This window comes from Bacillus sp. 2175 (assembly GCF_057812155.1).
Genome location: NZ_CM173819.1, coordinates 3421261 through 3433425, shown reverse-complemented (window position 1 = coordinate 3433425; position 12165 = coordinate 3421261). Strand labels below are relative to the sequence as shown.

The following is a 12165-nucleotide window of genomic DNA, read 5'->3' as shown; positions in this document are numbered from 1 at the left end:
TAACTAGAGGGAAGTATACAAAATTAGAAATAAAGGGTCAAATGAAAGAAAAGTATGACATTTTATAGAATAATAATAAAAGTATGATATTTATGCATAATCTTGAAATTTTTAATAGTAGAAGTATTATAAAATAAACTTTGCATTGTATAGAGATAGCATTTGAAAAAAAATATTTTTTAAACCAATATGTATATAGACGTACTAGTAACGTGCTAATTATTTGAGAAACTATGTTACCTTTGTTATGGTAATAACAATTAAAGGAGTTTTATAATCCATTTGGGTTTTTTCTATATAATAGAAGGAAATGAAAACGTTTTATTAGAAACTGTGAGGAAGTGCGGTTTTTCTTATTGCCACGTTGTAAAAGTGATTTCACGAATTGTTCATAGTATTTTTATGTGTTTTTGTTACAATATTTAGGGAGAGGAGTGGAATGATGCAAGATATTAGTATTTTTTTAGCGTTTGGCGCCGGGTTCTTATCATTTATTTCCCCATGTTGCTTACCGCTTTATCCGGCATTTTTATCGTACATAACAGGTATGTCGGTTTCTGAATTGAAAGAAGAAAATGCAATGCTTCGCAAAAGAAGTATGATACATACAGCGTTTTTCTTACTTGGATTTTCAATTATATTTATTGCAATTGGATTTGGTACAAGTTTTATTGGAGGAATCTTTACTGACTATAAAGATTTAATCAGACAGTTAGGTGGTATATTTATCATCGTGTTCGGCTTAATTATTGTCGGGGTGTTTAAGCCGAAATTTTTAATGCAAGACCGTAAATTTACATTTAAAAATCGTCCAAGTGGCTATTTTGGATCAGTACTAATCGGATTAGCTTTTGCAGCAGGGTGGACGCCATGTACCGGACCAATTCTAGTGTCTGTAATTGGATTAGCAGCAACAAATCCAGAATCAGCAATGATATATATGATTGCTTACATACTTGGATTTGCAATCCCGTTTTTCGTACTGTCATTCTTTATTACGAAAATGTCTTGGATTAAAAGAAATAGTATGGCCTTCATGAAAGTCGGAGGATATATTATGATTGTTATGGGTGTCTTCCTATACTTTAACTGGATGACGAAAATTATCGTATATTTCTCAAGTTTATTTGGTGGTTTTACTGGTTTTTAGTATTATTCTGCGAAAATGTTGGAAATACTAACGGAAAAGCATATAATGAAAGTATATTTTGCATATAGCCACAAAAAAGGATGAGAAAATATGAACATAGTTCTTTTATCAAGTATCGTTGCTGTTTGTATGGCTGTCGGTGCGATGTTTATTCGTTTAAAAGCAGCTAAGAAACCTGCAACATTGAAAAAAATTATACTTCCACCATTTTTTATGAGTACGGGTGCATTGATGTATGTTTTCCCTGAATTTCGATTAACTCCAGCAGAAATGTTAGAAGCAATTGGTGTCGGTTTGATTTTCTCTATTTTTCTTATTAAAACATCTAAATTTGAAATTAGAGGACAAGAGATTTATTTGAAGCGTTCAAAAGCCTTTGTTTTCATATTAATTGGATTACTTGTAGTGCGGATTGTATTTAAAACCTACTTAAGTCAATCTCTTGATTTAGGACAACTTAGTGGCATGTTCTTCTTACTTGCGTTTGCGATGATTGTGTCATGGAGAATTGCAATGTATCGTTCCTTTACGAAATTACAGAAGGAAATGGAAAAAGAAGATGGTTTTTATAATGAAAAAGATATGAAGCTAACTTAAAAACTGTATATGTACCAAATAAAAAGACAGCGTCAAAGGCGCTGTCTTTTTTATCGAAAATAATATGAAGTTACTTTGCGAGTAAAGATCGATAGTTAGAATAATCAATCTTTTTTTCTTGTAGTTTTTTTATTAAAAATTTATGATCACGCTTTGGTGTGGCAATGATATATCCCTTAATAATCAAGTCTTGTGTAATTTGAGAGGCATTTTCTTGTAATGCAAGTTCCCCGATTTTGCCAGCAATCTTTGATTTTGCAACATCACGAAATAGTTCTGGAACAGGACTTACAAGCTCTTCTAACAATTGTTTTTGTTCATCATCCCATAAATGTCTCGTTTTATTTATGTAGTGTTCTTCCCAATCCAAAATGGACATGCCGTCTTCTTTTGGTAAACGTTTTAAAAATTTTCTGAACATAAAGTATCCACCGATAGACATAAGCCCTAATAAAATAACCGTCCATAATACAATGAACCAACTGAACCATCCTTCGAGCACGCATATCCCCCCTTAATGATAGCGGTTTTCTTTTATTCATATTATATACAGTGAGATTCATAGAAAGCAAGAACGCTTGGTCATTTTGACCAAGCGTTATAGTTTAAACGAAGTATAGTTGTTCAACACATAAATTATTATTATCGTCTTCAACATACTCAATAATAAGTGTGCCAACTTTACGATCTTTATCTTCAGTTGTGAAAATAGAGTAAGAAGTAAAACGTGTTTTTGATAGGCCGCTTATATGTGTAGGTAAAGAAATGTAGTCGTTATCGCGGAAGAATTCCATCAGTTCAATATCCTCAAATTCTTTTCGGTCAACTTGTTTGTTTGTATAGCGGCGTTGAAGTTGTTTTAAAGATTCATTCCAAGAAATTGCTTTTGTGTCGTATACCATTGTTCTATCTCCTTACTGTATGTAATTACTAAGAACATACGTTCTAATCTAGTATACTCTTTTTATTAGAAAAGGGAAAGCAAAAAATAATGTAAGCTTGGATTTCCAAGCTTACATTATTGATGCGTCCGTCATAATCTCTATTTTTCATTATAAGTTAGATATGAATAAGAAACAAGATGATATATATAATGTTGAGAGTTTTCAAGATTCTGTATATTATAGGTGTACTAAAGTGTAAGGGAATGAGAGGTGTGGCATACGTAATTTCACTGCAAGGGCCGATGGCTAGCGGAAAAACAACATTAGCAAAAAGGTTAGAAAAGAGAGGGTTTCGAGTTATATATGAAAATCCATATCCAATTGTAGAGAAGCGAAAAAAATTGAATTTAGATATGAATTCAAAAGTAGGGTTTATTATGAATCAAAAAATGTTTATGGAAGCAAAAATAAAGGAGTTTCAAAATGTGAAAGATTCAGTCGTAATTTTTGATCGCGGACCAGAAGACATTGAGTTCTTTACACTCTTTTATCCAACGATTATAGGAGAAGAGTGGGATATAGAAACTGAATTGAAAGATGAATTATATAAATTAAGAGCATGCCGTTCGGATGTGATTTTTTACTTAGATGTTACGAAAAAGAATGTATATGATAGAAAAAATAATGATAGAACAAGAAACAGAAGTACGTTTGAGGAGCAATTTAAATTAGTAGAAACTGAAAAAGACTGGTATAAAAAATTTCCTGTAACTTATGTGGACACGAATAGATTAACAGTGGACGATTTAGAGGTATATTTTATGGACTGGTTAAAGGAGAGAGGGCTATGAAAAAAATACTTTTATTTGTATACTCAACATTTGCAGAGTTTGAAATAACAGTAGCGACGGCATTGCTGAAAAATAAATATGAAATCATTACAGCGGGCTTAACTAAAGAATTGGTTATAAGTGAAACTGGATTGCAAGTGCAGCCGCATATAGAAGTAAGTGAAGTACGTGTAGATGAGTATGAGGGGATACTTATTCCAGGTGGAGAAGAAGGACAGTTGGAAGATGCAAAACCTCTTTTTTCAATCATTCGTCAATTTCATGAACAAGAAAAATTAGTGGCGGCAATTTGTGCTGGACCGTATGCACTAGCAAAAGCAGGGTTATTTAAAGGGATTGCTTATACTGCGACTATAGATTATCAAAAATTTGATTGTTTTCCAGTAGAAAATTTCGTGTATGAAGAAGTTGTGAAACACTCAAATATCATTACAGCACAAGGGCATGCATTTGTACCATTTGGAATAGCAATTGCCTCTTATTTTGGAGTGGCAGACGAACATAATACAGATTTTTATTGTGGTAAAGGCAATGTAGTAATGGAGAAACTTTTACGAGAAAACGTGTAAAAGCTAGCAAATGCTAGCTTTTTTCTTTTTGACATCGATAAATGGCTAACGTTTTTGGGTCACGCCATATACCGTTATGAAGTGACAATTCATTTTCTACTTCTTCTTTTAGCCATACCTTCATTTCCGCGTGAAGGTATGTATTATCAGGTATATTTAGCGACGGAAACATGCTAGAAATATAGTTTACAATCGGAGTAGCATGATGAAAAACGAGAGCATTATGAATAACTGTTTCTTCAACAGTTGGAAAAACAGATTGTAATATCTCTTTACCGTTTTCTAAACAAAATGGAGTGACTGATGATGTTGTTTTCGGTAAATCAAATGCGTCTAACATACGGTTACACATTTCAACTATACGAGGTAGTGTAACGCTAGAATTTGTTGTAGCTAAAAGTGTTCCGCCAGGACGAATTACTTTATGGAATCCTTGAATCGTTTTTTCAACATCTTTCACATGGTATAACATATGTCTTGCAATTATTAGGTCATAACAATTTGTTTCGAAAGGAAGTTTACTAGCATCCCCTCGTTTCCATTCTATTAAGTTATTTGTTTTAGCAGCTTCAGCAAGCATAGCTTCGGATTGATCAAACCCGGTTAATGGGCCTTTATGACCATTTGTTTGTAAAAGGGAAAGGAATTTTCCACTAGCGCACCCAACCTCTAATATATTTTCTTCCCCTTGAAGTTGTAAATGTTCAATGACGATCTTATCTAAATCTACGTGTTTTTCTTCGTAATGTGTATGTGTGTCGATGCGTGTTTGTAAATGGTTGCTAACGTTATACTGACGTTTTACATCATTCATTTTGTCACATTCCACCTTTGTGCAAAATTGTTGGATTGCATGTGTTAATACATCTGTTTTCTTTAAACCTTCGTAATGGAGTGCTGATTCAAACCTTTTAAGTAATTTCTCTTCAATTCGAAAATGAATATATTTTCGTTTTGTCACTGAAATTTCGCCCCTTTGCATCTGTTAGTGAGACTATAGCATGCTTGGAAAAATTGTGTAAATCATTTGTGTACACAAAATTATGGGGATGAAAAAAATGTTTGAATATGATTTTAAACTATTGACGATTTAAACGTTTTCATATATTCTTAAATTAAGTAATATTCAAATAATTCAAAAGAAATGAGAGAGTCACATGCTTCTTCAAGGAACACATCGAATTGGTCGTATGGCCATGCTGTTGGCACTTGCGGATGAGAATGAAAGTCCTGTATTATCCATTCCAAAAGGTTGGAAGTATTGTACGGGGAAAGTGGGTTCGATGAATTCGCAAAAGGTTGTCGCAGCAATGGAAACAGCGGCTAAAAGCAACCAAGTTATTGAAACAGACGTTTACAGAGAAACACATGCACTTTATCATGCAATTATGGAAGCTTTGTACGGAGTGACGAGAGGTCAAATTCAGTTAGCAGACGTTCTTCGTACAGTAGGACTTCGTTTTGCGATTGTGCGCGGTACACCATACGACGGAAAAAAAGAAGGCGAATGGGTTGCTGTTGCATTATATGGAACGATTGGTGCACCTGTAAAAGGATCTGAGCATGAGGCGATTGGTTTAGGAATTAATCACATATGATTTGCCCATAGTCTATTAGTTAGAAGGGGGCCTTACTTTTTTAGGACAGAAGTCTGTCTTAAAAAGATAAGGTCCCCTTTTGCCTTTTTAAGGAGGAAAAATGATGATTACGTTAACAGGACATACATTGACAGTTGAAGAAATGAAGAGGTTATTACTGGAAGGAGAAGGTGTAACAGCTTGTCCAACTAGTATGCAAAAGGTAGCGGAGTGCCGCGAAGTAGTTGAGAAAATTGTAGAGGACGGAAAAGTCGTTTACGGAATTACAACTGGATTTGGAAAGTTTAGTGATGTGCTTATCCAAAAAGATGATGTAAAGGCACTTCAACATAATTTAATTCAGTCACATGCATGTGGGATTGGTGATCCATTCCCGGAAGAAGTATCGCGTGGAATGTTAATTTTACGAGCGAACACGATGCTTAAAGGAGTATCTGGTGTTAGGCCGCTTGTTGTAAATATGCTTCTTGAGTTTGTAAACCGTAAAATTCATCCAGTCGTTCCGCAACAAGGTTCACTTGGTGCAAGTGGCGATTTAGCACCTTTATCTCATCTTGCGCTCGTATTATTAGGCGAAGGTGAAGTGTTCTATAAGGGGAAACGCGTTCATGCAATGGTTGCTCTTACAGAAGAAGGGCTTGAGCCAATTGAACTTGAAGCAAAAGAAGGTCTTGCGTTAATTAATGGTACGCAGGCGATGACAGCACAAGGAGTTCTTTCTTATATAGAAGCAGAAGCAACGGCGTATCAAGCTGAACTAATTGCTTCGATGACAATTGAAGGGTTACAAGGCATTATTGATGCATTTGATGAAAATGTTCATAAAGCACGTGGTTATAAAGAGCAAGTGGAAGTAGCGAGCAGAATTCGTGACATTCTTCATGATAGTAAATTAACAACAAAACAAGGAGAACTACGTGTACAGGATGCCTATTCACTTCGCTGTATCCCGCAAGTACACGGTGCTTCTTGGCAAGTTTTAAATTATGTGAAAGAAAAATTAGAAATTGAAATGAATGCAGCAACAGATAATCCGCTTATCTTTGATGGTGGGGAAAAAGTAATTTCGGGCGGGAATTTCCATGGTCAACCGATTGCGTTTGCGATGGACTTCTTAAAAGTAGGAATGGCAGAACTTGCAAATATTTCGGAGCGCCGTATTGAGCGTTTAGTGAATCCGCAATTAAATGATTTACCACCATTTTTAAGTCCAGAACCAGGACTTCAGTCTGGTGCAATGATTATGCAATATGCTGCAGCGTCACTAGTTTCTGAAAATAAAACGTTGGCACATCCGGCGAGTGTAGATTCAATTCCGTCTTCTGCTAACCAAGAAGATCATGTAAGTATGGGAACAATTGCTTCACGCCATGCACATCAGATTATTCAAAATGCAAGACGTGTTCTTTCTATTGAGATGATTTGTGCGATGCAAGCAGCAGAATATCGCGGAATTGAAAACATGAGTACAGTGACGAAGAGCTTCTACCATCAAGGTCGTCAGCAGGTGCCATCTATTAAAAATGACCGTATATTCTCAACAGATATTGAAAATATTGCGCATTGGTTAAAAACGAATTATTCGATAAAAGAAAGATTAGATGTAAACGCAGCACTATAAAATGAGAAAAGGGAGAGATTGAAATGGAAAAAGTACAACAAACAATTCGCGCGCCAAGAGGTACAGAGTTACAAACGAAAGGGTGGGTGCAAGAAGCTGCACTTCGTATGTTAATGAACAATTTAGATCCTGAAGTTGCTGAAAAACCAGAAGAATTAGTTGTATATGGCGGAATTGGCCGTGCAGCTCGTAACTGGGAAAGTTATCAGGCGATTGTAGATTCATTAAAAACGTTAGAAAGCGATGAAACGTTACTTGTTCAATCAGGAAAACCAGTTGCCATTTTTAAATCACATGCAGATGCACCTCGCGTTCTGTTAGCGAACTCAAACTTAGTACCGAAATGGGCAAACTGGGATCACTTCCGAGAACTAGAGAAAAAAGGTCTTATGATGTACGGACAAATGACAGCTGGTAGCTGGATTTACATTGGAACGCAAGGGATTCTACAAGGAACATATGAAACATTTGGTGAAGCAGCTCGTCAACATTTCGATGGTTCATTAAAAGGTACATTAACACTTACTGCTGGTTTAGGTGGTATGGGTGGTGCACAACCTCTTGCTGTAACGATGAACGGCGGTGTTGTCATTGCTATTGATGTTGATAAGCGCAGCATCGATCGTCGTATTGAAAAGAGATACTGTGATATGTATACAGAATCATTAGAAGAAGCGTTAACGGTTGCGAACGAGTATAAAGAGAAGAAAGAACCGATTTCTATTGGTTTATTAGGAAATGCGGCAGAAATTTTACCAGAACTAGTGAAGCGCAATATTACACCAGACTTAGTTACAGATCAAACATCTGCTCATGATCCATTAAACGGTTATATTCCAGTAGGCTACACGTTAGAAGAAGCAGCGAAACTTCGTGAAGAAGATCCAGAACGCTACGTACAATTATCAAAAGAAAGTATGACAAAACATGTGGAAGCAATGCTTGCTATGCAAGAAAAAGGCGCAATTACATTTGATTACGGAAATAACATTCGCCAAGTTGCTTTCGATGAAGGTTTGAAAAATGCATTCGATTTCCCAGGATTCGTTCCAGCATTTATCCGTCCATTATTCTGCGAAGGAAAAGGACCATTCCGCTGGGTAGCACTTTCTGGTGATCCAGAAGATATTTATAAAACAGACGAAGTAATTTTACGTGAGTTCGCTGATAATGAACATTTATGTAACTGGATTCGTATGGCACGTCAACAAGTTGAATTCCAAGGGCTTCCATCACGTATTTGTTGGCTTGGTTACGGTGAGCGAGCGAAATTTGGTCGCATCATTAATGAAATGGTTGCAAATGGTGAATTATCAGCACCAATCGTTATCGGTCGTGACCATTTAGATTGTGGATCAGTAGCATCTCCAAATCGTGAAACAGAAGCGATGAAAGATGGTAGTGATGCAGTAGCTGACTGGCCAATTTTAAATGCATTAATTAATAGTGTAAACGGTGCAAGCTGGGTATCTGTTCACCACGGTGGTGGCGTTGGTATGGGTTATTCACTTCATGCGGGAATGGTTATCGTTGCAGATGGAACAGAAGCAGCAGCAAAACGAATTGAGCGCGTATTAACTTCTGACCCTGGTATGGGTGTTGTTCGTCACGTGGATGCAGGGTATGACTTAGCTGTGGAAACTGCGAAAGAAAAAGGCGTTAACATTCCGATGATGAAATAAGGAGGAGAAAACATGCTGGACACTTTACTAATAAATATCGGTCAATTACTAACAATGGATCAAGAAGATGGCTTGTTAAGACGGGAAGCGATGAACACGCTTCCTGTTATCGAAAACGGTGCGGTTGGAATTGAAAATGGTGTAATTACTTTCGTTGGAACAGCGGAAGAAGCGAAAGGATTACAAGCGAGAGAAGTTATTGATTGCGGCGGGAAAATGGTTTCTCCTGGTCTCGTTGACCCGCATACTCATCTTGTATTTGGTGGATCTCGTGAAAATGAAATCGCACTAAAACTACAAGGAGTTCCGTACTTAGAAATTTTAGAACAAGGCGGAGGCATACTTTCAACTGTAAATGCAACGAAACAGGCGTCGAAAGAAGAACTTGTTCAAAAAGCGAAATTCCATTTAGACCGTATGCTATCTTTCGGAGTTACTACTGTAGAAGCGAAGAGTGGTTACGGATTAGATGATGAGACGGAATGGAAACAATTAGAGGCAACAGCACAATTACAAAAAGAGCATCCGATCGATTTAGTTTCAACATTTTTAGGTGCTCATGCAGTTCCGAAAGAGTATAAAGGTAGATCGAAAGAATTTTTACAATGGATGTTAGACCTACTACCAGAAATGAAAGAGAAGCAATTAGCGGAGTTCGTTGATATTTTCTGTGAAACAGGTGTGTTCTCTGTAGAAGAATCAAAAGAATTTTTATTAAAAGCGAAAGAGCTTGGCTTTGATGTGAAAATTCATGCAGATGAAATCGACCCTCTTGGTGGTGCGGAAGCAGCGGCAGAAATCGGTGCAGCATCAGCGGACCATTTAGTTGGTGCTTCTGATAAAGGAATTGAAATGCTTGCAAATTCTAATACAGTAGCAACTTTATTACCAGGAACAACTTTCTATTTAAATAAAGAAAGCTTTGCTCGTGGACGTAAAATGATTGATGAAGGTGTTGCAGTTGCGTTAGCTACAGACTTTAACCCAGGTAGCTGTCCAACTGAAAATATTCAGCTTATTATGAGCATTGCGATGCTAAAATTGAAAATGACACCAGAAGAAGTTTGGAATGCCGTAACGGTTAACTCATCATATGCCATTAACCGTGGTGATGTAGCTGGGAAAATTAGAGTTGGTCGTAAGGCAGATTTAGTTTTATGGGATGCTTACAATTATGCTTACGTACCGTATCATTACGGCGTAAGTCATGTGAATACAGTATGGAAGAATGGTAATATTGCATATACAAGAGGTGAACAATCGTGGAGCACGGCCACTATTTAAAGAAAAATGCAAAGTTTATTGATCGTGAAGTGACGAAATGGAGTGAGATGATTAAAGATTGGGAGGAAGGTGTGGAAATATTCGGTGCTGCCTTAATTGGAGCACCCCTTTCTAAACCGTCTATTAGTCATTCAGGAGCGAGTTTTGCGCCAAAAACAATTCGTGCGATGTTAGATGCATATAGCACATATGCAATTACAGAAGAACACGATATGAAAGAAAGTGTCTTATATGATTGCGGCGATATTACGATGCATGTGACGGATATAAAAGAAAGTCATAAACGAATTGCGAAAACAGTTGGGCATGTAACGAAAGTAAACCCGAACGTGATACCAATCGTTCTTGGCGGTGACCACTCGATTAGTTTTCCGAGTATAACAGGTTTTGCAAACAGTAAAGGAAAGGTCGGAATTATTCAATTTGATGCTCATCATGATTTACGTAATTTAGATGATGGAGGCCCGTCAAATGGTACACCATTCCGTAGTTTACTAGAAAATGATGTCATTACTGGAAAACAACTTGTTCAAATTGGAATTCGTAATTTTTCTAATGCACGTGCGTACCATGAATATGCAATAGAGCATGGTGTAACAGTGTATACAATGAAAGACGTACGAGAGCGAGAAATAAAAGATATTATCACGGAAAGTATTGAAGTATTAAGAAATCAAGGTGTGACTTCTATTTATATTTCTCTTGATATGGATGTGCTAGACCAAGCGTTTGCACCAGGTTGTCCAGCAATTGGGCCTGGTGGGATGGATAGTACGACTTTACTAGATGCGATTGAATTCCTTGGTAAAGAATCGCTCGTTCAAGGGATGGATATAGTAGAGATTGATCCAACTCTTGATTTCAGAGATATGACGAGTAGAGTAGCAGCGCAAGTGATTATGAGTTTTCTTTTAGCGAGGGAAACAGTTAGCAAACAGGTTAGTATATAGACGGAAAAGTAGATATTTATTTATGCCTTATCAAAAACACATCACTACTTAAATGTAGTGATGTGTTTTTGTGTTAAAGGAGAATGAATGTGTGTGGAACCGTTAATGGAATTGCGATTTTTATAATGTATTGTGTAAATTTAATTTCTTGCTTCTGAAGTATTGACTCGTAAAATAATTTTATGATAAAATAAAAATTTTGCTAAAAAACTAAAAGTATGTTAAGCTTGAGAAGGTTACCATATATGGAGGTGGATTATTTGTTTCAAATTGGTGATAATATTGTTTATCCAATGCAGGGAGCAGGTATAATTAAAGCCATAGAAGAGAAGGAAATCTCAGGAGAAAAACAACAGTATTATGTTATAAAAATGTCGGCTAGTAATATGGAACTAATGATTCCAGCAGGGAGAATATTGAATTCGAATATACGACCAGTTACGGATATAACCGCATTAGCACACATAATGGATATTTTTCAACATGGGGAATCAGATAGATTACTTACGTGGAAACAAAGGTATAAATTGAACACTGATAAAATAAAGACGGGTAAAATGCAAGAAGGTGCTGAAGTTGTGCGTGATTTAATGCGTATACAGAAAGAAAAAGCACTTAATGCAAGCGAAAAGAAGATGTTAGATAACGCATATGAATTTTTGATTAGTGAACTGGGATTAATTGAAGGTATCACAGAAAATCAGATAAAAAGCTTTTGTTAAGGTTCATTACAAATAATGTATTATATCCCAAAAAAGATCTTGAATTTTTTGGGAACATAATTATAGAAAATTTATCATTTCAAAGACATTCAACTCTTTCAAACCACTTTTAGAGCATTACCTCTATTGTTATTACTACAATCAAATCCATTTTTATTTTTTAATTTCATTTATGAATGTTCGAAGTTTAATTGAATACTTCGATAAAATAGTTACTTGATTTTTGCAATCCTGATTCACACTGGCACGGACGAGGA

Annotated in this window: 14 protein-coding genes; 11 read left to right on the top strand and 3 right to left on the bottom strand. The window is 36.2% G+C overall.

All coding sequences use genetic code 11. From position 1 onward, the window contains the following. Positions 1-276: 276 nt before the first annotated feature. The 3 genes from ACXKY9_RS17745 (at position 277) to ACXKY9_RS17735 (ending at position 1747) form a co-directional block, all read left to right on the top strand. The gene (locus ACXKY9_RS17745) at positions 277-426 is read left to right on the top strand and encodes a peptidase T (protein WP_071686460.1); all 150 of its coding nucleotides are present in this window, start codon (positions 277-279) and stop codon (positions 424-426) included. Positions 427-442: 16 nt separating this feature from the next. Next, entirely contained in the window at positions 443-1150 is a 708-nt protein-coding gene (gene ccdA / locus ACXKY9_RS17740) for a cytochrome c-type biogenesis protein CcdA (protein ID WP_001152676.1), read from the top strand. A 90-nt stretch (positions 1151-1240) separates the two neighbouring features. Beyond that, positions 1241-1747, top strand: a complete 507-nt coding sequence (locus ACXKY9_RS17735) for a CcdC family protein (protein WP_001028440.1) — start codon at positions 1241-1243, stop codon at positions 1745-1747. 70 nt (positions 1748-1817) lie between these two features. Here the strand turns inward: ACXKY9_RS17735 and ACXKY9_RS17730 are convergent, their stop codons facing one another. Both ACXKY9_RS17730 and ACXKY9_RS17725 read right to left on the bottom strand, forming a co-directional pair. After that, positions 1818-2249 (bottom strand): DUF2621 domain-containing protein, encoded by a 432-nt coding sequence (locus ACXKY9_RS17730; RefSeq protein ID WP_000889387.1) that lies wholly within the window; start codon positions 2247-2249, stop codon positions 1818-1820. Positions 2250-2352: 103 nt separating this feature from the next. Further along, positions 2353-2649, bottom strand: a complete 297-nt coding sequence (locus ACXKY9_RS17725; RefSeq protein ID WP_000262400.1) for a hypothetical protein — start codon at positions 2647-2649, stop codon at positions 2353-2355. Between the two features lie 245 nt (positions 2650-2894). Here ACXKY9_RS17725 and ACXKY9_RS17720 point away from each other — a divergent pair, with 245 nt between their 5' ends. Both ACXKY9_RS17720 and ACXKY9_RS17715 read left to right on the top strand, forming a co-directional pair. Then, positions 2895-3482, top strand: a complete 588-nt coding sequence (locus tag ACXKY9_RS17720) for an AAA family ATPase (protein ID WP_001986424.1) — start codon at positions 2895-2897, stop codon at positions 3480-3482. Further along, positions 3479-4051, top strand: coding sequence for a DJ-1/PfpI family protein (locus tag ACXKY9_RS17715; RefSeq protein ID WP_000722231.1), 573 nt, complete (start codon positions 3479-3481; stop codon positions 4049-4051). The genes ACXKY9_RS17720 and ACXKY9_RS17715 overlap by 4 nt, the downstream gene beginning before the upstream one ends. Positions 4052-4064: 13 nt before the next feature. Here the strand turns inward: ACXKY9_RS17715 and ACXKY9_RS17710 are convergent, their stop codons facing one another. Beyond that, positions 4065-5012, bottom strand: a complete 948-nt coding sequence (locus tag ACXKY9_RS17710; protein WP_000166824.1) for a class I SAM-dependent methyltransferase — start codon at positions 5010-5012, stop codon at positions 4065-4067. Between the two features lie 196 nt (positions 5013-5208). Between ACXKY9_RS17710 and hutP the strand changes: the two genes are divergently transcribed. The 6 genes from hutP (at position 5209) to ACXKY9_RS17680 (ending at position 11908) form a co-directional block, all read left to right on the top strand. Further along, entirely contained in the window at positions 5209-5649 is a 441-nt protein-coding gene (hutP, locus tag ACXKY9_RS17705; RefSeq protein WP_000926516.1) for a histidine utilization transcription antiterminator HutP, read from the top strand. 103 nt (positions 5650-5752) lie between these two features. After that, the gene (gene hutH, locus ACXKY9_RS17700; RefSeq protein ID WP_000631875.1) at positions 5753-7270 is read left to right on the top strand and encodes a histidine ammonia-lyase; all 1518 of its coding nucleotides are present in this window, start codon (positions 5753-5755) and stop codon (positions 7268-7270) included. Between the two features lie 23 nt (positions 7271-7293). Beyond that, positions 7294-8952: a urocanate hydratase gene (gene hutU, locus ACXKY9_RS17695; RefSeq protein ID WP_000416941.1), complete on the top strand. Its 1659-nt coding sequence runs from the start codon at positions 7294-7296 to the stop codon at positions 8950-8952. Between the two features lie 12 nt (positions 8953-8964). Then, a complete protein-coding gene (hutI, locus tag ACXKY9_RS17690; RefSeq protein ID WP_000887540.1) occupies positions 8965-10236 on the top strand; it encodes an imidazolonepropionase in 1272 nt (423 codons plus the stop codon). Then, positions 10215-11186, top strand: coding sequence for a formimidoylglutamase (hutG, locus tag ACXKY9_RS17685; RefSeq protein ID WP_000399831.1), 972 nt, complete (start codon positions 10215-10217; stop codon positions 11184-11186). The genes hutI and hutG overlap by 22 nt, the downstream gene beginning before the upstream one ends. Before the next feature lie 260 nt (positions 11187-11446). Beyond that, a complete protein-coding gene (locus tag ACXKY9_RS17680; protein WP_170317877.1) occupies positions 11447-11908 on the top strand; it encodes a CarD family transcriptional regulator in 462 nt (153 codons plus the stop codon). Positions 11909-12165: the final 257 nt, after the last annotated feature.